Raw genomic sequence first — 25,069 nt, forward strand, 5'->3', positions numbered from 1 at the left:
GGTTCTCAAATTCGGGTGCAAATGTACGACAAAAAACATTTGAAATAACCTTAAAAACTAGGCTATTATTTTATTAATTTTTTAAACCGGTTATAAACGGTAATTATTTATCATTAAGCCACTTAATTACAATGGCAGATTCAATCATGAGATAAATGAAGTAAGGAACAAGTAAGTGTAACTTATCAACACGAGATAATGACTCTTCTTCTGCTAGCAATTCTGGGAATATTAAAAGTGCTGCTCCTATCTTTACCATTAATATAGCAATGAATACGAATCCTAGTTTTTCACTAGCAATCGTGTGCACGTAGTTTAAGGCAGCAACCGTAAAATATCCTGCTATACCTAAAAACAAATAGATCTTTACTAAACTGATCTCTCCTGCCAGGATAAGAAAAAAGTGCGCAGCATACAGTAAAAGGGTTATTACGGTTATTGCTGCTAGGGACTTTACATAAAAATTCATTAGGCAGTTTTACCTTTTTTACTTGAGTCATTAATGTTTTTAACACCAGATTGCATACTACAAGTAGCGTTGAACTCTGCACCTGGTTCTACAGCTAGTTTACCTGTTGTCACTTCACCATCGATACGAGCAGTTGCTTTGAGCGTTAAAAGATTATCCACTACTAATTTTCCTTTAATGGTTCCCTCAACGTCGGCATTTTGACAATGCATGGAGCCGTCTATTTTACCTTCTTTCCCTATTACTACTTTGGCTGTAGTTTCCAATGAACCTATAATTGTACCATCTATTCTAAAGCCACCTGTGCTTTTAATATCTCCTTCAATAACAGTTCCTTGTCCTATACGGTTTTGAGATTTTCCTGACTCCATAGTTCCTTTACCTGATTTTTTATCGCTAAACATTTTCTTTAAGGGGTTATTTACTTCATTTCGGCGGTGTACTTATCCAATGATTTATACACTTGAATGATTTTATAGTTTTCTGTTGCTATTGCAATATAAGGTCTTGAAATATTATAACCATTTTCTGGCTTCTGTAGTAATTCACCCAATCCTTTGGCTCCTAATTTAGTGTTGAAACCGTGAATTACTAACAGTTTTTCGTTTTCATTGTACACGTCGGTTGAATAGGTGAATGAGTATTCCGCTTTCGCGAAAGCGTCATCAAGAGCAGCAGTCAGGTTATCGATTGCAGATTGCTCACTTTTATTAAACCTATAAACCAGTTTAAAATCTGTAAGCCCATCTTCTGGTAGGTAAACTTCTGGTATTTTGAGAGATTCTGCTTTTTTTACTAAATCCTGTGCGCTTTTACCTACCTCACTATTTGGATAATTAAGTGCTACATAATCTATTCCTCGCTTATAAGCTTGAAAACCGTATAATCTACCTGATGCAAATGCTTTAAGTAGTTCTAATCTAGGAACAATTTCATCTCCATTAAATATTTTGACATATTCTGGAACAAGAGCTATTACTTGATCGTACTGCTCAGCCTCATACATTTTATACAGTCTATTATAAACCGCAAGCGGTGTTTCACTATTATCTAATTTTGATTCTGGATTACGCAATAACTCGGCATATCTAGAATCTGGATACTCAGAGATTATTTTGTTTTTATAGAGATTGGCCTTTTGTGCATTTGGTGTTTTACTGTCTTCCTTATAAATAAGGTATAGGTTGTAAAGGGCAGGTAATTCTAGTTTTTCTACTGGTTCAAAATCCAGAAGTCTAGTGAATCGATCAATAGCCAGATCGTTTCTTTTAAATTTCTCTTTATAGATTACACCTAACTGATAGTAGGCAAAGTCTCTAGAGTCGGCAATGCTGTCCAACACAAACCTGCCTTTTGGTAGTTGTTCAATATAAAAGGAGGTTGTAAACTCTGGTCGTAGTTCTTCTTCTTCATTTACAATTTCATCTTCTATCTCACCATCCAGGGTAGACTTTTTGTTTTTACGTCGCCAGTTATCCTCTAATTTGCGTTTACCCCATTTTGATCTAAAATCTTGTTTACCACGAGCAACAGTTTGCGTGTTGTAGAAATAGAAAGATGAGTTACCTAAAGAAGGTCCTGTAGGTCCTGGTGGTGTTGCTCCACCAAAGGTTGGTCCTATATTACCTCTTCTAGAGGTTTTGTTATTTTGAATTTTGGCAAAGGCCGTTTGCTGCTGTGCTTCTTTTGCTGCGGCAACTTCGGCAGCTCGAGCTTCTCTTTCTTCTTGAGCTTTTAAACTATCAATATATACTTGATAATATTGTTCTTGTTCTTGTGGAGACATTGCTAGTACTTTAAAAATACTATCGGCACTACTACGCCATCCTTCATATACTATAACACCTTCTAAATTGTCTCGCTTTTTACGTACCAATCTATGTTCTGGCGTGCGTTCCTTATATTGCGCTACTGCGCTATCATAGTATTTCCCAGCATTGACATATTCTGCCTGATCAAAACTAATTTTTGCAAGTGCGCTGTAATTATTACCTCTTAAATATTTATCAGTACCACCTTTGGCTCTTAGCGATTTATTAAAGTATTCTTTGGCAAGATTTAAGCTGTCCTTGTCATGATAGTAAATTGCCTTACGAGAATAAATAGCATCTAACCACAGTCTATTTTCTCTGTTTTCCTCAAGATCGGTGATGGTTTCAAAAAGCTCGGCATCACTATCAACGGCCGGATCGTACAGTTTTATTTTTTCTATAAAAGCATTTATATAATAACGTCTAGGTATTTTACGATGCCATTCAATAAGTTGATCGTAATGTGCAAAAGCACTGTCGCGTTGACCCGATTTTGCAAATAATTGCCCTGCTATAAAGTTATACCTTGCTTGTGTCTCTCTATTTTTAGTTTGTTGAGCTGCTTTATTCATGTAGACTAACGCGCTATCAACTTCTTCTAAGTTTAAAAAAGCTTGTGCAAAAATGGCATTTGCTAGTGCTAGATCCTCTTGTTCAAATTTTTCCTCGTCCTGAGAAAGTAATTTTCTCAAGTTCTTAATTGCGATTTCATTATTATCTAATCGCATATTTGTTTTTTCTCGCCAGATTTTTGCTCTATTGAGCTCATCACTTTCTGGCATGAACTGTAAAATGTAATTAAATGCTTCAAGGGCAGGAACAAATCGCTGGTCGTAATAGCGAGCTTTTCCTAAAAGCATGTATGCCTCATCGATTTGAGGATTATATTCTACCTCATTGATAAGCATGCTGTGTTTTTGTACAGCTTTAACCGCTTTTTCTTCAGCTCGTTCAAAATTGGGATCTAGCGCTCGCTGTCCTGGTAAAAAAACCTCGTCCTTAACGGACATTCTTTCAACTGGTAGAACTTCCCAGTAGTTGTCTTTATAATTTTGCTCTAGTTGATCCAGTCCTGCTTGTAAAGCAAGATCGCCGTTATACAATACATTGTATTCTGTTCCTACGGCATGTAGGTTGCGACTTATAAAGGAGTTTTTCTTACGACTACATCCTACAAGTCCTGAAACGACTACAAGTATTAATAAAAACTGTGATAAATATTTATTCAAAAGAGCTCTTTTTAAGTCTACCTTACATAACTACAAAGCCTTATAGTTATTGTAATAAGTCGGTAAAAATAAGAAAACTGTAGACGTCTATCCTAATCTAAAGAATCAACCTGTAAGTATTCTTTACGGTTATAATACTATAAGTCCTAGTTTGTCCAACTCACTCAATCATATTGGTCATTAACTAAATACCTTTTTTATTTCATCCTTTTGTACCTATTTTTAAACGATAATTAAATGATTGCATGAAAAACTATTTATGGATAGGTGCTTGTTTGTGGTGCCTACTAATGACTGCTCAACAAGAAGAGAACAGCTTGTTATGGAAAATTACCGGTAATGGTCTAGAAAAACCATCCTACTTATATGGAACCATGCACGTGAGTAAAAAGGTGGCTTTTAGACTGGACGATGTTTTTTATAAAGCCCTAAATGAAAGTGATGCTATTGCTTTAGAATCAGATCCAACCTTCTGGATGGGTGAGTATTATGAAGAAGAAAAAAATGATCCTAAGAATCTTACTCGTGGTGGATATGATGATGATTTTTATGAAGGCATGTTTAAACTAGGTCATCCTGAACCTCAACTAGTAAGATACAGTTTAAGATTAGGTGACGAGGCTTTAAACGGTTTTCTTTATAGGAAATCAAATGGCGGCGATAATTTTGAAGAGGAAACCTACCTCGATTTATTTATTTATCAAGCTGGTAAAAAGAATAATAAGCCCATTATAAGTCTTGAGGATTTTAAAGAATCTCAATATTTAACTACCGTAGCAGGAAATAGCGAGCCAAAGAAAGAGGTCGATAAATGGTTACAAGAACGTTTAGAAAATAAAAATCGATATACCTTAATGGAAGATGTTTATCGCGATAGAAACATCTCATTACTAGACAGCATAGGGCAAGCAACCGATACCGAATACTATAGAGAATATATGCTTTACAAGCGTAATCAAAATATGGTTGATGAGCTTATAAAATCCATGGGTGATAAAAGCATTTTTGCAGGTGTAGGAGCAGCACATCTACCTGGGGAAAAAGGTATGATTCACTTACTTGAAAAGGAAGGTTATACGGTCGTACCCTATACGAGTGAACAAACTGAATACGCAAGTGCACAAAAAGAATTACTGGACGATACGTTTGTGGCTCCTACGCTTTCGCGAAAGCGTACCGATGACGACTTTATTTCCATTGAAAGTTTTGATGAATTAAGAGGTTTTTCTGCTAGTAATCAAACTTTTATAATGGTACCAGAAATGACAAATGGTGCTTATTTAATGATGTATCGTATAAACACTTTTCCCTATTTACCAATTACTCCAGAGGAAACAGAAGAAATTAATCTGGAGTATATAGAGAATTTTCTGTACGAGGATATTCCAGGTGAAATTGTAAGTAAGGAAAAAATAACCCGTCCCTATCCTGGTTTTGATATCTTGAATAAAACCAAAAAAGGTGATTATCAACGATACCGTATTTATGAAACACCATTGGAACTACTGATTATAAAATTAGGTGGTAAACAAGGCTATGTTAAACAATATGGCGATTCGATTTTTAATACGTTAGAAATTAAACAGGTAACTACTGGAATGGAAGAGTTTAATTCTCCTAATAAAGGATTTAAAGTAATGTTTCCTAAGTACCGTACTGCTACAAACGTTTCCTTAGCTGGTAAAAAATTACTGCAAGGTAAGAGTGATGGTATTACTTATTTTCTACAGGAAACTGTTGTTAATAGTACTAACTATATTGAAGACGATAAATTTGAAGCTCAGTTCATTGTCGAGGAATTTGCACAAAATCAGAAACTTCAATTAAAAGACGGTTATTTATCAAAAAACCCTTACCAATCATACACTGCCCTAGCACAAGACACAATTAATAACACCGCTATGTACTTGCATAGTGTTATGCGTAATAATAAGTACTATCTTCTAGGAGCAACTACAACTGATAAAAAAACTGCTGATGCGTATTTTAATTCGCTTGAATTCAATACTCCTAAGTATGAAAAGTTTGAAACCGTTGTTGACACAGCATTGTATTTCACTGTAAAAAGTCCAGTGGACGCACCTTATAGAAAAAGCAATTCTTATGACAGACCAAAAGCACATGAAAGTCTAGAAAAATCTACCACTTACTACACTCCTGCAAACGAGTTTATCAGAGTAAAAATGGAAAAATTTCATGATCTTCAAATGTATAAGGATGCACAAGAAATGTGGGAAGATTATAACAATGACCTAGCTGATAATTATAGTTTTGAGGAGTTAGGTGCTACTCTTAAAGATAGTATAACTTCACAAAATAATGACTTATACACCTATTCTAGGACTTATACAGATAGTTCAAGTGCCAAGATTTTAAAGTACAAGAATATATATTACAAAGGGCGTATTTATGAAATAAAGACAGTGTATGATACTATCCAAGAACCTTCTGAATTCATATCAAATTTCTTTGAAACTTTCACTCCAAAAGATACTTTACTAGGCAAAGATGTGTTTGTGGATAAGGTTGATATTTTCTTTAATGCAGTTAAAAATAGAGATACACTAGCTTTTGTTTCAAACGAATTACTACGATTTAATAAGAAACATATTGACCAACTCATTGAATGGATACCAACCGTAAAAGCCGATGAGAAGAATTTCAAAAGTGAACGTAATGATGCTATAAAACAATTAATGGCGTTACAAGAAGAAGATGATAGAGTGTTACCATTTATTGAATATTTGTATGAACTTTCTTACGACCAACCTGATGTACAAAGCCTTATCCTGAACGAACTCATGCGAACTGATACTCGCAAAGGTCAAAAAATATTATTGGGCCTTTTAGAAAAAGATCTACCATTGAGTACCAGTTATCAGGACAACTTTTTAAGAAGAAATGATCGCAACCTTGTTCTAAGAAAAGAACTATTCCCTGAACTGTTTAAATACGCATCTATCTCAGAATATAAGGAGCCTGTTTATGAATTGCTAGCTAAACTGAAAGATAGCGGCCTTATGAAAGTAAAGCAATATAAGCGATATAGAGATCAAATAATCACCGACGGGAAGATTGATATTAAACGTAATTTAAGTGCTAGTAGTTCCTATGGTTCTACCAGTAATCTTCTTCCCTATGCAAAACTTATATTTCCATTTAGAGAGGAGCGCAATGCTAAGATTTTCTTTGAAAAATTAATAAAAAGTAAAAACGATAAGGTTTTGTCTTATTATTACCTAGAGCTGCTCAAAAACAATGAATCAATACCAGCTGAACTGGATGAATACAAAAATACCGATGCCGACTTTGAAGCAGTAATCATAAGAAAAGGAGCACGATATGGAGTAAAACCTTATAACAACCTAAATGATCAAGAAATAGCAAGAGCTACTTTATTAGGTCGAATTAACATTGAAAAGAAAAAGGATTCCATGTTCTTCCTTAAAAAGGAAATTATTAAAACTGATCTTGATGAGGAAGTAAGTGTATACTTTTTCAAGTTGATAAAAGAGAACACCTACAAAGACAAGGAGTATGTCATGTATGCAGCCTACTTGCCTGAAAATGATCGTGAGTATAAAACAGAAACCTATGATGAATCCTCAAGTAATGGTATTTCTATAACACCTACTCGAGATGAAGAGGATATTATTAAAAAGGTTACTAAAAAATTAAAGCACCTTACACGTGGTCGTGTACCTAGAATAGGTGGTAGGTATTAAAACCACCACACATCTTTTTTAAAAATCCATTTTAAACCGTAGCGCTTTCCACTTTGGTATTGCGCTACGTGTGGTTTTGGTGCCACCACTACTGCTACAATTATGGGTAACATCGTAGTAAAAACAGATGTCTTATTAGTAATTGCCTTGGTTATAAAAAAAGTTCCCATAAATAAAACAAGAAAACTAATTGAATACACTAAATACGTTTTAATCTTAGGGCTCATAATTATTCTTCTTCTTGATAATTTTCAGATATTCCTTTAAAATATGACTCTAATTCGTGGAATGTACCAGCCGTTTTTACAATGTCCTTTACCACCTTACCTTTTTCAAGTAAAACGACACGTTGTGCTACCTCAGTAACGTGTATTAAATCATGACTAGACACTAGCACAGTGACCTCAGGATCGTTGGCTAGATCCTTGATGATGTTCTTTAAACGTATTTGAGTACTTGGATCAAGATTTGCAAACGGTTCATCTAGAATGATAACTTTAGGGTTGCCTATAAGAGATGCAACAATCCCTACTTTTTTCTGGTTTCCTTTAGAAAGATCTCTTAAATATTTTTTCTGGCCGATAGCTTCGCCATTAAAAAAGTCCATGTATTTGGCCATCACAGTATCTACATCGGCTTTATTTAATCCTCGTAGCTCACCTATAAAATAAAAATACTCTTCGGGAGTAAGATATCCTATAAGAAAACTCTCATCAACAAAAGCGCTTGTAAAAGGTTTCCACTCTTCACTCTTATCCACGCGTACGCCATTTGATTCAATGTGTCCGCTATTTGCCTGGATCAAGTCTAGTAATAATGAAAATAATGTCGTTTTTCCTGCGCCATTGTTTCCAACTAGTCCTATTGCTTGACCTTGTGGAATTTCTAAGTGTTCTATATCCAGAACTGAAACTCCATTATATTGTTTTGAAAGATTTTGAATACTTATCATGATGTGTAAATATTATTGGTTTTTTAGGGTTTCGCTTTCGCGAAAGCGGACTATTTAAATCTCACTCCTACTCTTTTTTTAATTGTATTATTATTGAGGCTAGTTTTTTTGCGCATAGGCAGCAATAGTGTCGTACTTTTCTTCCTTATATAGACCTTCAATTATCTCAAAAATTTTATTTCTAAATAGCAATCCTAGTATACCTGTCACTGCAATAGCGATAAATCCAGCAGATTCACTTATCGTAAGTCCAAATGCATAATAAATTACTATAGGTAGAATAAGTTTTGGGATAAGCATGAGTAAAGTCTTTGCATTAAAAGCCTTGCTATCTCCAAATGCTTTTTTGTTTGAGGTTAAATCAATAGGTGTTTTAACATAGGCACCACCCCATAAAACTACAGAAGAATTAAAACCAATATTATAGATAGCTCCACAAACCATGGCTAACCACCAGTCCAGTCCAAAGTATAAATAGAACGTACATATTAAGAAACTTACAGCGGTACATATTACCATAAGCCACCATTTGCTTAATAGAAACTCTCTGTATGGAATATTTTGAGACATCATTAATTTATAATAGCTACTATCCCATGAAGGTACTAATCCACCAAAGCTGAATAGGAATCCACCGGTACAAAATAATCCTGCAAAAATTTTCATACCGTTTATTTGCTCATAGATATCATTCATAAAGAAGAATCCATAGAACACAAACAGAAAGCCCATGATAAAGGTTGTTCTTGCACGCTTGTTACGTTTTATAAGTTTAATGTCGTTTTTTAAATAGGTTGATATTTTACCGAATCTATCGAGAAAGCTTAGATCTTCTGTCTTGGCTTCTTTAACCTTTGATTTTAGTCCAGCATCTAAATAAAGTTGTCCTTTAAAATATTTATAGGCGTACCAGCCAAAAAATACTGCTGCTCCTATTGGTAATACAAATGACCAGGCATTGTTGTAAAAGAACTCAAAAACAGGTTGAGTATAGATAGTGATGTCAAATATGCCGTAGTATTGAGTAATGGCAAAAACTCCCATTATGGCTGCAACTGGATAAAAAACAACGTCTTTATTATTGATGAAAATGTTTAAGAAATTGAGCGAAAGTGTTATTCCTAACATCGCTAAATGCCAACTAATTACTCCAGCTACGTCATAACCCTTAACAAGTAATACGATACTAAATGGAATAAAAAACATGGCCGGTAGTAAAGTAAAGAACGAAAAAACAGTTTTACCTAAGGCATATTTTACAATCTTTCCCTTTGTAAATGGTAAATAAAGTAAAGGTTTAATATTAGCCACTGGCATCTTTTGCATAGCATATCTAAAAACTAAATCTACTACGAACCAAAAAATCAAAAACTTGTTTATTACTTCAAAAGGACTTCCGGCATTGATTTTACCATCCACAATGAATTCTTCTAGGATAAAGTAACTACCAGCTCCTAAACCTATAAATTCAAGTAAAATGATAAAGGCAAAGAATCCTAATATTATCTTGATTGCTAGATTTTGTTTAAAGGCGGCGCTTCTTAGAAAACTCTTCCATTCTAAACTCAAAAAGTACTTAAGCATAAGATTATATATTGTGGTTGATGTATATGTAGACCTTGATAAAAAATTGTTACAGTATAAAGATATGGTCTAATCCCGGTAATCTGGATATTGATGGCTACTCATTACTCTTGTAGCTTATAAAAGCAGCTTGTTATGAATTATATTTGCATTAAAATTAAGTACATGTTTTCAGATAAGGCAAATAAGTTATTTCAAGAAGTTATAGAGAAGTATCACGTGATAAATACTGTGGATCAATCTTTTGAAAACCCATATGATCGTAATTCACACCTTATTGAACATTTACTATATCGCAAATGCTGGATAGATACTGTCCAATGGCATTATGAAGATATCATACGCGACCCTAATATTGAACCAGTTGCTGCTCTAACTCTTAAAAGACAAATTGATGCCAGTAACCAGGATCGTACCGATATGGTTGAATATATTGACAGTTATTTCCTTGAAAAATACAAGGAGGTTGTACCACACAATAATGCGACTATTAACACAGAAAGTCCTGCATGGGCTATAGATAGACTTTCTATTTTGGCTCTTAAAATATTTCATATGCATGAAGAGGCTACTAGAGAAGAAGCTTCACAAGATCATCGTAATGCTTGCCAAAAAAAATTAGATGTTCTTCTTGAACAACGTATTGATTTGTCAACTGCTCTTGATCAACTTTTGTCTGATATTGCTTCTGGTGATAAGTATATGAAAGTGTACAAGCAAATGAAGATGTACAATGACGACGAGCTTAATCCTGTATTGCGCGCGGCAAATAAATAAAAATGCCTAATTCTCCTAAAAACATCTTAGTAACGCGCCTAAGTGCGATGGGCGATGTTGCTATGATGGTTCCAGTACTTATTGGATTTAAAAAGAAATATCCAGAAGTAAAGGTAACCGTATTATCGCGCAAGCGATTCAAGGATATTATAGAACAAGTCCCAGACGTTCAATTTATTGAGGCACAAGTTCAAGAGAAACATAGTGGCGCTCTAGGAATTTATAAGTTGTCACAAGAATTGCAACACTATTCGTTTGATGCTATTGCCGACTTTCATAACGTATTACGTACTAAAGCATTAAGATTATTTCTCACAGGAAAAAAAGCTGTGATAGACAAGGGTAGACTAGAGAAAAAACGTTTAATTAATGACCCTAACTTTTTTAAGCCATTAATCACTACTCACGAGCGCTACACGCAAGTTTTAAGAAATTTAGGTTTTGAAATTAACTTGCATGGTGATGAATTTCTTACATCCTTACCTCTATCAACACGCCTACAAGATTTTTTACCTACTAACACTTATAAATGGATAGGATTTGCCCCATTTGCAGCACATCCTTCTAAAGGGTTAAGTGTAGAAAGAATGGACGAATATTTAAAAGAGTTAAGTGGTCTGGAAAATGTTAATGTTTTTTTATTTGGTGGTGGTAAAAAGGAAGTAATAGTTTTAGATAAGCTAGCAGACTCCTATAACAACGTCATCAATCTTGCCGGTAAATTCTCTTTTAAGGAAGAACTAGCGATCATTTCAAAATTGGATCACATGATAGCCATGGACAGTGGTAATGGACACCTTGCAGCAATGTATGGTGTTGATACGATCACTGTTTGGGGATGCACGCATCCCTACGCAGGGTTTGCACCATTTGGACAACCTATAAAAAACCAAGTGACGGTTAATAGAGATCGTTTTCCTTTGATTCCTACTTCCGTTTATGGTAATAAATGGCCTAACGGTTATGAAAATGCTATCAACACCATCCCTATCAAAAAAGTCATTCAATTAATAGTCAATAAATAAAGAAGGAGCACTTTGTAAAATGCTCCTTCTTTATATTCTTTATACTATCAAGTTTTTACTCTCTAGGTCTAGTAGTACGCTGCTCTATACGTTTCTCATATTTCTCTCCTTGGAAAATACGTTTAACAAAAATGCCTGGTATATGAATTTCATTGGGATCCAATTGTCCTGCAGGCACAAGTTCTTCCACCTCAGCAACAGTAATAGTTGCAGCACCACACATACAAGGATTAAAATTACGAGCAGTTCCTTTAAAAATTAGATTACCAGCTTCATCTCCTTTCCAAGCTTTTACAAATGCAAAGTCTGCCTTAAAGGCATGCTCTAGGATATGTGGTTTCCCATTAAATTCTCTTACTTCCTTTCCTTCTGCAACTTCAGTACCATATCCAGCTGGAGTATAAAACGCTGGAATTCCTGCTTGTGCAGCCCTACAACGCTCAGCAAGTGTTCCTTGAGGAATTAAATCAACCTCTAATTCGCCACTTAACATTTGTCTTTCAAACTCGTCATTTTCACCTACATAGGAAGAGATCATTTTTTTTACCTGCTTACCTTGTAAAAGTAATCCTAAACCAAAATCATCTACACCAGCGTTATTAGAGATACAAGTAAGGTCCTTTACTTCTAGCTTTACTAATTGAGCGATACTGTTTTCTGGAATTCCAGACAGGCCAAAACCACCTACCATCAGCGTCATACCACTTTTAACTCCTTCGAGAGCTTTCTCTACATTAGCAACTGTTCTATTGATCATAATGTGTTTTTATTATCGGTATGAAAATACAATAATTATAAGACAATGAAAGCTGGTAGGGCTATACCTCATCAAAATTTACAACTACTTTTGAACTAGTTGGATAAGCTTGACAGGATAAGTATAATCCATCGCTTACTTCTTGATCAGTAAGTATAGCATTCTTAGCCATTTGGGCAGTTCCTTCTTCAATTAAACAAATACAAGAACTGCATATTCCACCTTGGCAAGAATATGGTGCATCTATATCGTTTTTGAGAATTACATCTAGTAATTTTTGATCTCTAGTCATGGTAAAGGAATGCTCTTCATCATCTAGAATAACTTTTACTTCTGTTAAATGTGAATCTTCAGTTATTTCAATATCGTTCTCTTGAGTTGTAAACAGTTCAAACAAAATGTTTTCTTTGTCTAAATACCCTTTTTCATTTAGATTGTCGCTGGCCATTTTAATCATATCCTCTGGTCCGCATAAGTACGCTTTCGCGAAAGCGAGATCTTTACAATCATTTTTCAAAAAGTAATTCAAATTTCCTTTTGAAATACGACCAAATAGAGCTTCATCTCGTTCTTCACGTGAGAAAGAATACTTCAAAATGAATCTATCGCCGTATTGATCTTTCAAATCATTAAGTTGCTCAAAGTAAATAGTTTGAGATAGAGATTGATTACCGTATAACAAGGCAAACTTGCTATCTAATTCTTGTGAAAGAACGGTTTTAATCATTGAAATTATAGGTGTAATTCCACTACCGGCAGCAATGGCAAGGTAGGTGTTACCGTTGTCAATGTTATGAACAAAAAGACCTTGTGGCGCAGCTACTTCAAGAGTATCACCTGCTTTTAAGCTTAATGCATAGTTAGAAAACAAACCATTAGGAACAGCTTTAACCACAACACTTATTGAGTCCTCAAATGGAGCGCTAGATAAGGAGTAAGCTCTACGTACATCCTGATCGTTTATCTTAGATTTTAACGTAAGATATTGTCCAGATTCATATTCAAATTCCGATTTTAAATTATCTGGAATCTGAAATACAATCTCCACAGCTTGTGGAGTTACTCTAGTTACTTGTTTTATAGTGAGTTTATGAAAAACCATCTTGTAATTTTAAAAATGTAAAAATAAGAACTGTCGCTTGCTTAATTACCAATTGCATTCAAATAGTCGCAGTAGGTCATAATTCTTATCTTAGCATCATAAAAACAGAGGTTATAAGAAAAAATCGATTGATTTGAACTTGTAATCACTAGGAATTAACCATAATTACACATGAAAAAAATTGCATTATTATTACTCGCAGCATTTATAGTGAGCTGTGGATCAACCTCATCAACTAGTTCGGTGGCATCATCAAGTGATGAAACTACTTACTGGCAACAACATGTTGATTATACCATGGATGTTGATATGGACGTGGACCGATATCAGTATACAGGAAAACAAACTTTGGTGTACACCAACAATTCGCCAGAAACGCTAGACCGTGTTTATTATCATTTATTTTTTAATGCTTTTCAACCAGGTAGTGATATGGATGTAAGGTCACGCAGTATCGAAGATCCTGATAGAAGAGTTGGATCTCGTATTGCTGGACTGGATCAAAATGAGATAGGTTATCTGTACGTGGATAATATGACGCAGGATGGGACTGCGTTAAATCCACAACGTGAAGGAACAATACTGGTAGTACCACTAGCCAAACCTCTTGCTCCAGGAGCTTCTACAACTCTTAAATTAGATTTTGATGGGCAAGTTCCTGTTCAAATACGTCGTAGTGGTCGCAATAATGCTGAAGGTGTGGCGCTTTCAATGACACAGTGGTATCCTAAAATGGCCGAATTTGACAAAACCGGTTGGAACACTAGTCCATACATAGGTCGTGAATTTCATGGTGTATGGGGAGATTTTGACGTTAAATTAACAATGGATCGTACTTATACAGTTGGTGGAACAGGTTATTTACAAAACCCTAAGGAGATAGGCCATGGATATGACAAAGCAAATTCTGGACCCGGAAAAGGAAAGGACGGCAAATTAACGTGGCATTTTGTGGCTCCACAGGTTCATGATTTTGCATGGGGTGCAGATCCTGATTTTGTTCATGATATTTACAAAGGAGCAAATGGTGTAGATCTTCATTTCTTCTATAAGAATAAAGCATCTATCAAGGATAATTGGAAGAAGTTACAACCAGTAACAAATGAATTTTTGAAATTTTTCAATAAAAATATCGGTGAATATCCATACAAGCAATACTCTGTAATCCAAGGTGGTGACGGAGGAATGGAGTACGCAATGTGTACCCTAATTACAGGTGAGAGAAAATTCAACAGTCTTGCAGGAGTTACTGCTCATGAGTTTGCACACTCATGGTTTAATCACATACTAGCTACAGACGAATCTAAACACGAATGGATGGATGAAGGATTTACTACCTACATATCAAATCTAGCAGAAGCGTATGTGAGCGGTGGTGACATGTCAAAAGCAAATCAAAGCTCTTACCGCGGTTATATTTACCTGGCAACGTCTGGTAAGGAAGAACCACAAACTACTCATGCCGATCATTATCATACTAACCTAGCCTATGGTGTAAGCGCTTATAATAAAGGAGCTACTTTCCTAGCTCAATTAGGATACATAGTAGGTAACGATGTACGTGATCAAATCATTAAAGAATATTACAACACTTGGAAATTCAAACACCCAGACCCTAATGACTTTAAAAGAGTAGCAGAGCGTGTAAGCGGTTTTGATCTTGAATGGTACTTGCGCGATTGGACCATGACGACTAAGACAATTGACTATGCAGTTAACGATATGAATAGCTTAGATGGTGTTAATGTAATCGAGCTAGAACGTAAGGGTCAAATGGGCATGCCGTTGGATATAGAAGTGACAATGACAGATGGAACGAAGAAAATGTTTTACATACCATTACAAGAAATGAGAGGTGAAAAGGAAATTCCTTCTAATTGGACAAAACTGGCTGATTGGTCGTGGGCAAATCCTACTTATAATCTAATATTGGATGGGATCAATATGAACGATGTAAAATCTGTAACTATAGATCCATTAAACCAAATGGCTGATATCGATAAAGAAAACAATAGCTGGAGTCTAGAGATGTAATCGAGCTTAAATTATTTATAAAAACGCCATTTCATAGTTTCATGAAATGGCGTTTTTTTATTTATAGAACCTAGATATAGCTAAATTTGCTCCCAAGAATAATTATCTGATGATTAGATTTACCTTTTCAAAAAATCAAAAATTAAAAAGTCGCAAACTTATTGAGCAACTTTTTAAAGATGGTAAATCAATTAAATCAGGTCCATTACGTCTGGTTTATCTTCCCGTAGAGAAAGAAACTCAAATAGGTGTAAGTGTCTCAAAAAGATACTTTAAAAGGGCTGTTGACCGCAATAGATTAAAACGATTATTGCGTGAGGCGTATAGACTATCACAACATGATTTTCCATTTGATAAACAGCCTATCGCAGGTATGTTCATCTACCATTCTAATCGTATGCCAGAATACACCTTTTTAGAAAATCAAATGAAAAAACTAATCAAGAAGTACCATCTTTTAAATACAAATTCTAAATAAAAATAAGAAGGACTTCTAATTACAAACTGTGGAATGCTATTTGATTTATCGTGGTTAATTGTAATTAACCTATCTTTATGCGTTACCCTATTGAGTAAGGATAAGAATTAACAAGTAATGAAATTATTAAAACGTAAAATAATCATTCCTATAATTGCTGTTATAGGAGTTTTCTCACTAGTTAGTTTTCAAAATGACTTTTTTGAAATTGCTAAGCAAATAGAAATTTTCAACGAAATGTATAAACAGATCAACATGAACTATGTTGACGAGACTAATCCAGGCGATCTTATGGATAATGCTATTGAAGGCATGATGGATGAGCTAGATCCCTATACAAAGTACTGGACAGAACAAGAAGTTGAAAAATCAAAAATTAATAGACGTGGAGCTTATACCGGTATAGGTGCTAGTGTATTAACTAAAGATGATAAAATCATAATAGTAGAACCGTGGAAAGATTATCCAGCAGACAAGGCTGGTCTAAAAGCAGGAGATGAAATTATAAGTATAGATGCGGTTCAAATTTCTGATTATAAGGACAACGCCGGTGATTTATTAAAAGGATCTCCTGGAAGTGAGCTAAAAGTAGTTTACAGAAGACAAGGCAATTTACTGAATGCGACACTTAAAAGAGCTGCGGTAGATATACATGCTGTCCCTTTTTATGATATGGCTACTCCTGAAATAGGTTACGTTGTACTCTCTAAATTCAATGAAAAAGCTAGCAGAGAGACAAAAGCTGCTATTAAAGAACTTCAAGAAAAAGGTGCTCAAAAAATAATCCTAGACCTACGAGGTAATCCAGGTGGTTTATTAAGTGAGGCTGTAAATGTGTCCAACCTTTTCATTCCAAAAGATAAATTAATTACCAGTACTAAATCTGTTGTTCCAGAATACAACAAAACGTACCTGACCAAACGTAATGAGACATTTGAAGGTATGCCAATTGCTGTGCTTATTAATGGTCGCAGCGCGAGTGCAAGTGAAATTGTAAGTGGTAGTATACAAGATTATGATCGTGGAGTAATAGTAGGTGCACGTAGTTTTGGTAAAGGTCTTGTGCAACGCCCAAAAAAGCTGAGTTATGGAACACAAATTAAAATTACCATTTCTAGATATTATACACCTAGTGGTAGATGTATACAAGCACTAGATTATTGGAATCGAGATGAAGATGGAAACGCCGTACGTACCAAAAAAGAAGATTACAATGCCTTTAAGACTGTAAACAGTGGTCGTACAGTGTATGATGGTGGTGGCGTTGATCCAGATATAAAGCTTGCTAGCTCGGCCTATTCACCCGTTACCACTACCCTTCTTAAAGAAAATGCGATTTTTGATTATGCCACGGACTACTATTACCAACATCAGTTCTCTGATATGAATGAGATCAAACTAACTGATAAGGATTTTAATGATTTTGTTGCTTGGTTAGAAAAAAGAGGATTTGATTTTGATACTGATACTGAATCCGCTTTCGCGAAAGCATATAAAACAGCAGTCAAAGAAGAACTGGACGACGACATTGCAACCACTTACAAAGCAATGAAACAAGCTATCAAACAAGCAAAAAAGAAAGATATATTAGATAAAAAACCTGAAATCATGAGTTTGCTAACTGATGAAATTGTAAAGAGATATTTTTACAAAGAAGGATTATACCAGTATCAAATAAAATACAGCCCAGAAATAAAAACTGCTATAGAAGTGCTTGAAGACGAGAATCGCTACAACAATATATTAAAATGATAAACCGTTATTGCACCCTATTATTCCTATTGACAAGTCTGTTTTCTTTTTCACAAATTCAAGAACAACACAGCGTTTATTTTGATGTAGATAAAGATGAATTCAGTTTTAGTGAAGGAAGACAACTCAATGCTTTTTTTGACAATTTACTGTACAAACCTATTCTAGATGTAAAAATTCTTGGTTACTGTGACGATCGTGGTAGTTATGAGTACAATATGGATTTATCCAATAGAAGGGTAGAAACTGTAGCAAACTGGCTGAAAAATCATGATATTCAAACGGATCATATTTCTAAAATTATAGAAGGCCGTGGTGAAGTTGCACTAGAAAAGAATTCACAAGAATCACTGGAAAATGAACGGGCACAAAATAGGCGTGTAGACCTCACCTTTACCTTGCGCAAGGAATATGTTGATCGTATTGAAATTAAGCAGTTAGAACGCAGCAAACTCACTCAAAAACAAAAAGAATTCATCGATGAATATGAAGAAAAAGTAGTCGATAAAATTATTAATGAACCAGATAGTAAAGAATCTATTCCCGTATTGCCTCTTAACAATTCTATAGACAAGGAAGATGAAATAACAGCAGTAAAGGTTAATAAGAATACTAAAGCAGCAACCACTGCTGCAAATACACCAGAAGAGCAAGATGAATATCTAGATATTCCTACAAAACTTGATCCACCTATTGATAATACTAAAGAGCCTTTCAAAAGTTTACTACGTAAGAATATTAAAAAAGGCGAAATAATTAGATTAGAAAACGTACTGTTTTATAAAGGGCGTTCAAAACTTATAGAAGAATCACAGCCTATTCTAGAACGTATCGCCGAGATATTACTCGCCAGAGAAGATATCGAGTTTGAAATTCACGGTCACGTATGTTGTATAAATCCCGCGTATAAAGATGCTTACAATAGAGATACTAAAAAAACCAATTTATCTGTTGATAGAGCAAAGACCATTTTTAAAAAATTAAGAGAACGAGGAATTGATCCTAGAAGGATGAAATTTAAAGGATTCGGTAGAACCAAACCTCTAGGTGGACCCGATAAAAACGATCGTCGTGTCGAGCTCTATATTACAAAAATTAACAAGTAAACATGGGTATTACCAAAACTGAATTATATACAGATAAACAAGTTAATCTTGCTGAGGTGTTTAAAGCACTGGGACATCCTGCTAGAGTAAGTATTTTAGAATATTTATTTAAAGTAGAATCTTGTGTGTGCGGTGATATAGTTGATGAAATAGGTCTGGCCCAAGCTACTATCTCACAACATCTTGTATTGTTAAAAAATGTAGGGATTATCCAGGGAACCGTTACTGGGACAAGCGTTTGTTATTGTATTGACAAAACAAAGTGGCTAGAAATCACGGAATATATTGAACCTTTCTTGAATTCTAGTACGTTAGATACGGAATGCTGTTAGGCTTAAATATTAATTTTTACTTGAGGTTTTTACTCCGATATTTGCCTGAAACTTGTAAAAGAATCCAATGACCGAAGTGTCTTCAAATATATCAAGGGCAGTAGACCTACTTAATCAAGATAAACTAGTCGCCATACCAACTGAAACTGTTTATGGTCTGGCAGGTAATATATATAGTGAAAAAGCCATAAAGGGAATTTTTGAAATGAAGCAACGACCTTTATTCAATCCCTTAATTGTGCATATTTACGATGTTAGACAAGTAAGAGAACTTACTACTGATTTTCCAGAAAAAGCTCAAAAACTTGCTCAAAAATTCTGGCCTGGATCACTTACTCTCATTTTACCAAAAAATGAGAAAGTCCCTAATCTAATAACCGCAAATAAAAACAGTGTAGGAATTAGGATGCCAGATCATTCAGTGACTCTAGAATTGCTAGCACAATTAGAATTTCCACTTGCAGCGCCTAGTGCAAATCCTTTTAGTAGAATAAGTCCTACCACTGCACAACATGTGAAGGATTATTTTAATGATAAATTAGAGCTAGTACTAGATGGTGGACCTTGTAAAAATGGTATAGAATCGACTATAGTAGGTTTTGAAAATGAGGAACCAGTCATCTATAGATTAGGTTCTATTTCTCAAGAAGAAATAGAAGAGGTTATAGGCAAGGTGAACATTAATAATCAGGAAAAAAATGCACCTATTGCTCCCGGTATGGTAGAAAAACATTACGCTCCTAGAACCAAAACAGTGCTAGTAGAAAATGTATCAGACTACCTTCAAGCAAATAGGAATTTAAAAATAGGTATTTTATTACACGAGAAAATCGATGATGAGCAACTTGCCCATACCGTTAAATACCTTACCTCAACCAGCGATATTAAAGAAGCTGCTAGTTTATTGTATGCCAGCCTTCATGAATTAGATGCATTAAATCTAGATATCATTGTTGCCCAAAAATTCCCTGATTCAGGAATAGGGAAATCTCTAAACGATAGATTGACTAGAGCAACAAAGTAATGCTTACCTTTGACAAATGAAGTGGTTTTTTATTCTATTTTCCATGTACTTCCTAGGATTAAATATAATGCCTTGTGGTGATGGTGTAGAACATGAGGACCACATTGAAATTGCTATTGACGATGATGGCTGCGAGGATAACCATGAAGATTTGTGTTCCCCTTTTTGTATTTGTAATTGTTGTTCTGTTCAATTAGTATTTGAATTACCTTATATAACCCAGTTTCTATTTTCAGATAAAACTATTTTAGGTGATAATCACTACAAATCACCTTATTCTATAATTTATCCAGATTCAGAAATTGATCCTCCTAGAGTATTAAGTTAAATCCAACTTCAGGCTATAAATCGCCTTTATTTTAACTTAAATACACTCATAAACATGAATAAATATTTGTGCAGTATTATACTGCTATTAGGTGTTTACGCTTTCGCGAAAGCGCAAACACAAAATTCTCAAAACACAATTACCGTAACCGTTGTATCCCAATTGGATCAAGAACCTTTATTAGGTGCCAATGTTTTAATCAAAAGTCTTAAGGAAGGTTCTATGACAGATATAAATGGTGTTGCAACCCTGGAAAATTTAGAAGATGGAACCTATGAATTAAGCATAAGTTACGTAGGGCATAAAACGCAAATTATCACAATTAATTTACCATCTCAATTAGAATATCGTGTAGTTCTAGAAGAAAGTAAAGCTCAATTAAACGAGGTTGTTATTCAGTCTACACGTAGTACCCGAACCTTTAAACGTACTCCTACTAGAATCGAATTTATAGGTGGTGAGGAATTAGTAGAAAAAAATGCAATGAACAGTACTAATATTTCAATGGTATTAAGAGAAAGTACAGGTATCCAAATGCAACAAACCTCTCAAAGTAGTGCAAATCAATCTATAAGAATTCAAGGTCTAGATGGTAGGTACACGCAGCTTTTAAAGGATGGTTTTCCCCTATACAATGGATTTGCTGGTGGTTTAAGTATTATGCAAATACCGCCAGTTGATATCAAACAATTTGAGATTATTAAAGGTAGTTCGTCTACTTTATACGGTGCAGGAGCTATTGCAGGTCTAGTCAATATTCAATCAAAAACTCCAGGTGAGGAAAAGGATATGGACATCATGATTCAAGGTACCCAAGCTCTTGGTGCAACTGCCAATGTTTTTTATAGTGATCGTAATGAAAAATGGGGAACTACCTTGTATGCCTCGGCTAATTTGCAAGAAGCATATGATCCAGATGGAGATGAATTCTCAAACCTACCAGAAACTAAGTCCATAACCTTAAACCCTAGACTTTTTTACTATCCAAGTGAGAGCAGTACCTTATGGGTAGGAATCAATACCACGTTTGACTATCGTACAGGTGGATTTCTGGACGCTATCGATAAAAAAAGTAATAGGTACACCCAAGTAAATACATCGAGCAGGATAAGTTCTCAAATAAGCTATGATCAGCAATTAAATGAAAATAGTAGCTTACAATTTAAAAACAGCATTTCATATTTTAATAGGGAACTTCAAACTCCTAATATTCTATTTACCGGTGAACAAGTAAACTCATTTACAGAAGTTAATTACAAGCGTTCAGGCTTAAAGTCAGATTGGGTTCTAGGAGCAAATTTATATACCACCAATTTTGATGAAACCAGTATAAATGATAGAGATCAAAAGGATACTACAGTAGGTGCATTTATCAACAATGTAACAGACTTAAGTGATAGATGGATATTAGAAACAGGATTAAGAACAGACTATGCAATGGATTGGGGTTTATTTGCTTTACCTAGAGTTTCCCTTCTATATAAAGGCCCAGGAACTTTTACCAGTCGTTTAGGTGGTGGATTGGGTTATAAAATTCCAGATTTATTTACAGAAGAAGGTGAGATGCTTAATTTTAGCGGTATCTCAGGTATTAACAAAGATGAATTAGATGCAGAAACATCTTACGGAATTAATCTGGATTTTAATTATACCACTCCTATTACTGAACAGATTAATTTTTCTATAAATCAATTGTTTTATGCTACTGCTATTGACAACGGATTGTTATTAACCTCAACAGGTATGGATACTTATTCTTATCAAAATGCAGATGATATAACGTTAAGTCGTGGAGCAGAAACAAATATGAAGTTTACTTATAAAGATTTTAAATGGTTTTTAAATTATGCATTCATAGATACACAGCTTAATTTTCTTGATGGCAATCCTCAAAAACCACTTACTGCAAGACATAATGCTGGTACAGTTTTAATGTATGAAAATGAAGAATGGCGTGTAGGTTATGAAGCTTATTACACAGGAAATCAATTACTTTCTAATGGGTTTGAAACTACTGATTATGTTACAATGGGACTTCTGGTTATGAAAAACTTCAAATGGGGTCATTTATTTACCAATTTTGAAAACTTTACGGATCGTAGACAATCTCGTTTTACTCCTACTTTAAATGTGAATTCAAACGGTATCCCTAGCTTTAATGAAATCTATGCTCCTACTGATGGTTTTATTTTTAGTATAGGTGTTATTTTAAAACCTTTTGGAACTATGGAACACCACGATGATCATGATGATCACTAACATAAAAAGCCCTTTTTTAAAAAGGGCTTTTTTTATTTACTTCTACAAGATTATTTTCATTTTTTGATGTGGAATTCCATCCTCTAAATATTCTTCACCGGTGGATTCAAAACCTAATTCTTTATAAAATTTATCTAGATAGCATTGAGCGCTTATTATAATGGTAGACCAGGATTTTTTATAAATATAATCCATACTTGCTTTCATTATTAATTTCCCATAAGATTTACCTCTAAATTCTGGATTAACAACTACTCTACCAATGCTTGATTGTTTAAAATAATCACCTGGTTTAAAAATTCTAGTATAAGCTACAATTGATTCATCATGATAACCTATAACGTGAATTGCAAGTTGATCCTTATTGTCGATATCTTGATAAACACAATCCTGTTCTACAACAAAAACCTGAGAACGTAACCGTAAAATATGGTACAGTTCTATCGTATTTAATTCATCAAAGGTTTTTATACGTACTTGCATGTTTTTTAAAATTGTTTAGGTACAATTTTAGGTTTAGGTGGTTTTACACCTATCCTGATATCGGTAATTATTTTCTCTAGCATTTCACCAAATGATTCATCACCATTTGCCATTATTTCTTGTCGATGACTATCCAGATCATTTAATACTTGTTCTTTCTCCTTATCTTCATAACTGTCTAGCTCTCTCCATATTTCCATGAGTTTTTTCTCTGGATGTACTGCCGTGCGCAGTTGGTGAATTATAATACTAGCTTCTTTTTTCATATTTCCATAGTATCCCTAGTATTGTATACAAGAGAAATTTAATTCTTAATCATTATTTGATTTTACCTCTGTAACGTAACGAGTTTTCGTTATGTTGTAAAAGTAGTCGTTGATCCCTACTATAACTTTTCAATAAATGAATTACGTAATCCAATTGATCGTCAGTAAGATGTTTATAAGCAGGTGCTGGTATTTTATCACGCCATTTTCCTTGTAAAACATTGTCTAATGCAATACGCCAGTAACAATGGTTATCAAAATTAAGTTCTGGATATTGTTTAGGTAACTGTTCACCTAATTCAAAATAAAGTTTACTATTTGTTCTACTCATACCAATCAACCTTCCTTCTCGTAGTAGATAATTTAAATATAGCCGATGATAAAATAGGTTATGAACAAGCTATTTTATCAACCCTACGTTTGTGACGTCCACCTTCAAAATCAGTTTCAAGAAACGTCTTTACTAAGGCTATTGCTTGTGGTATTGAAGTGAAACGAGCTGGAATACAGATGATATTTGCATCGTTGTGCTCTCGTGATAATTGAGCAATTTCTTTACTCCAGCACACAGCGCCACGTACTTCTTTATACTTATTAACAGTCATTGATACACCTTGTGCACTACCACAAATAACTATTCCTTTTGAGGCTTTACCAGATACGATATCTTGCGCTACTTTATGGGCAAAATCTGGATAATCAACACTATCAAAACTATCAGTACCATGATTAGTGATTTCATAACCATTTTCTTTTAAGTAACCTACTATGGCATTTTTATATGCAGGTCCTGCGTGATCGTTTCCTATAGAGATGTTCATGTGACTAAATATTAAGTAACAAAGGTAAAAAAGCAGTAAGTTAAATGAGGTTATTAACACCTAGTAATTTTTGACTTTTATAAATCAATAATAACCTGTTAATAGTTTTTAATGAAATTATTTAGGATTTGTCAAATGCTTGTGCATATATACAGGATACTGAAACAACATCATTTTCTTATTAGTTTTTTCAATTTAGTTGTTAAATGTAAAATTGACGTTATTAACAGATTAATTTAATGTAAATAATATACAATTCATTGTGAATAATGGTTGTGAACAACTGTGAGTAAAACAGTTTAATTGGTTTAAAAATAGAAATTTAATTCTCTTATAACTTGTTTATAACTGCTGAAAGTTTCTTCTTTTTTGAAATAACAAAAAACGATTACCTAAATTTTACCGCTATTCACAAGCTATATTAATCACTATTTTTTATTTAAAAATTTTAAAAAGAAAAATCTATGATATAATATATGTTAATAACAACTAGAAGAAGTAAAACTTTAAAAATTTAAGAAAGCAGAAAAAAAGAAAGGTATCTCTTAAAATGCCGTAGTGGCATTACTAGCATCAAGAGCAATAAAAATGAGAATAGCACATACTATAGCAGCTACTAGTAATATTCCTAGAAAAAAATAGATCGTAAACTTCTTATGTTTGAGAGACATTGTTTGGTTTAAACTATGTTTATATAACGTCTAAATTCATTTAAAGTTACACTTTTATTAAGGAATTTTTAAGATTTATTTATA

At 34.2% G+C, this 25,069-nt stretch carries 24 protein-coding genes; 11 read left to right on the plus strand and 13 right to left on the minus strand.

What is annotated here, in order from left to right; translation table 11 throughout:
- Positions 1-103: 103 nt before the first annotated feature.
- From I5168_RS03695 to I5168_RS03705, 3 genes are read right to left on the minus strand one after another with little or no spacing between them, the layout of a single operon-like run.
- Positions 104-469, minus strand: a complete 366-nt coding sequence (locus I5168_RS03695) for a DUF6168 family protein (protein WP_431472451.1) — start codon at positions 467-469, stop codon at positions 104-106.
- Complete coding sequence (locus I5168_RS03700) at positions 469-873, minus strand: bactofilin family protein (RefSeq protein WP_042276675.1); 405 nt, start codon at positions 871-873, stop codon at positions 469-471. The genes I5168_RS03695 and I5168_RS03700 overlap by 1 nt, the downstream gene beginning before the upstream one ends.
- A gap of 17 nt (positions 874-890) precedes the next feature.
- The gene (locus tag I5168_RS03705) at positions 891-3,509 is read right to left on the minus strand and encodes a hypothetical protein (RefSeq protein ID WP_431472452.1); all 2,619 of its coding nucleotides are present in this window, start codon (positions 3,507-3,509) and stop codon (positions 891-893) included.
- Between the two features lie 245 nt (positions 3,510-3,754).
- Between I5168_RS03705 and I5168_RS03710 the strand changes: the two genes are divergently transcribed.
- Positions 3,755-7,234: a TraB/GumN family protein gene (locus I5168_RS03710; RefSeq protein WP_431472453.1), complete on the plus strand. Its 3,480-nt coding sequence runs from the start codon at positions 3,755-3,757 to the stop codon at positions 7,232-7,234.
- Here the strand turns inward: I5168_RS03710 and I5168_RS03715 are convergent.
- The 3 genes from I5168_RS03715 to I5168_RS03725 form a co-directional block, all read right to left on the minus strand.
- On the minus strand, positions 7,231-7,404 hold the full coding sequence (locus I5168_RS03715) for a hypothetical protein (RefSeq protein ID WP_169709781.1): 174 nt from the start codon (positions 7,402-7,404) through the stop codon (positions 7,231-7,233). The two genes, I5168_RS03710 and I5168_RS03715, sit on opposite strands and share 4 nt — an antisense overlap.
- A 59-nt stretch (positions 7,405-7,463) precedes the next feature.
- A complete protein-coding gene (locus tag I5168_RS03720; protein ID WP_431472454.1) occupies positions 7,464-8,186 on the minus strand; it encodes an ABC transporter ATP-binding protein in 723 nt (240 codons plus the stop codon).
- A gap of 99 nt (positions 8,187-8,285) precedes the next feature.
- The gene (locus tag I5168_RS03725; protein ID WP_431472455.1) at positions 8,286-9,770 is read right to left on the minus strand and encodes a DUF5687 family protein; all 1,485 of its coding nucleotides are present in this window, start codon (positions 9,768-9,770) and stop codon (positions 8,286-8,288) included.
- A gap of 165 nt (positions 9,771-9,935) precedes the next feature.
- On the opposite strand from I5168_RS03725, the gene I5168_RS03730 reads away from it, so the two are divergent.
- Entirely contained in the window at positions 9,936-10,547 is a 612-nt protein-coding gene (locus tag I5168_RS03730; RefSeq protein ID WP_042276684.1) for a DUF4254 domain-containing protein, read from the plus strand.
- Positions 10,548-10,549: 2 nt separating this feature from the next.
- The gene (locus I5168_RS03735) at positions 10,550-11,572 is read left to right on the plus strand and encodes a glycosyltransferase family 9 protein (RefSeq protein WP_431472456.1); all 1,023 of its coding nucleotides are present in this window, start codon (positions 10,550-10,552) and stop codon (positions 11,570-11,572) included.
- A gap of 55 nt (positions 11,573-11,627) precedes the next feature.
- Here the strand turns inward: I5168_RS03735 and I5168_RS03740 are convergent, their stop codons facing one another.
- Positions 11,628-12,329 carry a CoA transferase subunit A gene (locus I5168_RS03740; protein ID WP_060523467.1) on the minus strand — a complete coding sequence of 234 codons (702 nt, stop codon included), beginning with the start codon at positions 12,327-12,329 and terminating at the stop codon, positions 11,628-11,630.
- Between the two features lie 61 nt (positions 12,330-12,390).
- The gene (locus tag I5168_RS03745) at positions 12,391-13,431 is read right to left on the minus strand and encodes a 2Fe-2S iron-sulfur cluster-binding protein (protein ID WP_431472457.1); all 1,041 of its coding nucleotides are present in this window, start codon (positions 13,429-13,431) and stop codon (positions 12,391-12,393) included.
- 171 nt (positions 13,432-13,602) lie between these two features.
- Between I5168_RS03745 and I5168_RS03750 the strand changes: the two genes are divergently transcribed.
- The 8 genes from I5168_RS03750 to I5168_RS03785 all read left to right on the plus strand — a co-directional run bounded on the left by I5168_RS03750 (position 13,603) and on the right by I5168_RS03785 (position 22,744).
- Positions 13,603-15,465, plus strand: a complete 1,863-nt coding sequence (locus tag I5168_RS03750; RefSeq protein WP_431472458.1) for a M1 family metallopeptidase — start codon at positions 13,603-13,605, stop codon at positions 15,463-15,465.
- 109 nt (positions 15,466-15,574) lie between these two features.
- Complete coding sequence (gene rnpA / locus I5168_RS03755) at positions 15,575-15,943, plus strand: ribonuclease P protein component (RefSeq protein ID WP_258150460.1); 369 nt, start codon at positions 15,575-15,577, stop codon at positions 15,941-15,943.
- A 117-nt stretch (positions 15,944-16,060) separates the two neighbouring features.
- Positions 16,061-17,695 (plus strand): S41 family peptidase, encoded by a 1,635-nt coding sequence (locus I5168_RS03760; RefSeq protein WP_105017834.1) that lies wholly within the window; start codon positions 16,061-16,063, stop codon positions 17,693-17,695.
- Positions 17,692-18,801: an OmpA family protein gene (locus I5168_RS03765; protein WP_105017835.1), complete on the plus strand. Its 1,110-nt coding sequence runs from the start codon at positions 17,692-17,694 to the stop codon at positions 18,799-18,801. The genes I5168_RS03760 and I5168_RS03765 overlap by 4 nt, the downstream gene beginning before the upstream one ends.
- Positions 18,802-18,803: 2 nt before the next feature.
- Positions 18,804-19,133 (plus strand): ArsR/SmtB family transcription factor, encoded by a 330-nt coding sequence (locus I5168_RS03770; RefSeq protein WP_431472459.1) that lies wholly within the window; start codon positions 18,804-18,806, stop codon positions 19,131-19,133.
- 67 nt (positions 19,134-19,200) lie between these two features.
- Positions 19,201-20,157 carry an L-threonylcarbamoyladenylate synthase gene (locus I5168_RS03775; protein WP_338350011.1) on the plus strand — a complete coding sequence of 319 codons (957 nt, stop codon included), beginning with the start codon at positions 19,201-19,203 and terminating at the stop codon, positions 20,155-20,157.
- Between the two features lie 16 nt (positions 20,158-20,173).
- The gene (locus tag I5168_RS03780; protein WP_431472460.1) at positions 20,174-20,485 is read left to right on the plus strand and encodes a DUF6660 family protein; all 312 of its coding nucleotides are present in this window, start codon (positions 20,174-20,176) and stop codon (positions 20,483-20,485) included.
- A 54-nt stretch (positions 20,486-20,539) separates the two neighbouring features.
- On the plus strand, positions 20,540-22,744 hold the full coding sequence (locus I5168_RS03785) for a TonB-dependent receptor (protein WP_431472461.1): 2,205 nt from the start codon (positions 20,540-20,542) through the stop codon (positions 22,742-22,744).
- 42 nt (positions 22,745-22,786) lie between these two features.
- On the opposite strand, the gene I5168_RS03790 is transcribed toward I5168_RS03785, so the two are convergent.
- The 5 genes from I5168_RS03790 to I5168_RS03810 all read right to left on the minus strand — a co-directional run bounded on the left by I5168_RS03790 (position 22,787) and on the right by I5168_RS03810 (position 24,985).
- Positions 22,787-23,227, minus strand: coding sequence for a GNAT family N-acetyltransferase (locus I5168_RS03790; protein WP_431472462.1), 441 nt, complete (start codon positions 23,225-23,227; stop codon positions 22,787-22,789).
- A 5-nt stretch (positions 23,228-23,232) separates the two neighbouring features.
- Positions 23,233-23,493, minus strand: a complete 261-nt coding sequence (locus I5168_RS03795; protein ID WP_042276708.1) for a hypothetical protein — start codon at positions 23,491-23,493, stop codon at positions 23,233-23,235.
- A gap of 52 nt (positions 23,494-23,545) precedes the next feature.
- Entirely contained in the window at positions 23,546-23,824 is a 279-nt protein-coding gene (locus I5168_RS03800; protein WP_042276710.1) for a hypothetical protein, read from the minus strand.
- A 58-nt stretch (positions 23,825-23,882) separates the two neighbouring features.
- Complete coding sequence (gene rpiB, locus I5168_RS03805) at positions 23,883-24,314, minus strand: ribose 5-phosphate isomerase B (RefSeq protein ID WP_042276713.1); 432 nt, start codon at positions 24,312-24,314, stop codon at positions 23,883-23,885.
- Positions 24,315-24,859: 545 nt separating this feature from the next.
- The gene (locus I5168_RS03810) at positions 24,860-24,985 is read right to left on the minus strand and encodes a hypothetical protein (protein WP_258150461.1); all 126 of its coding nucleotides are present in this window, start codon (positions 24,983-24,985) and stop codon (positions 24,860-24,862) included.
- Positions 24,986-25,069 lie beyond the last annotated feature (84 nt).

Source organism: Nonlabens sp. SCSIO 43208 (genome assembly GCF_050703575.1).
GTDB lineage: Bacteria > Bacteroidota > Bacteroidia > Flavobacteriales > Flavobacteriaceae > Nonlabens > Nonlabens tegetincola.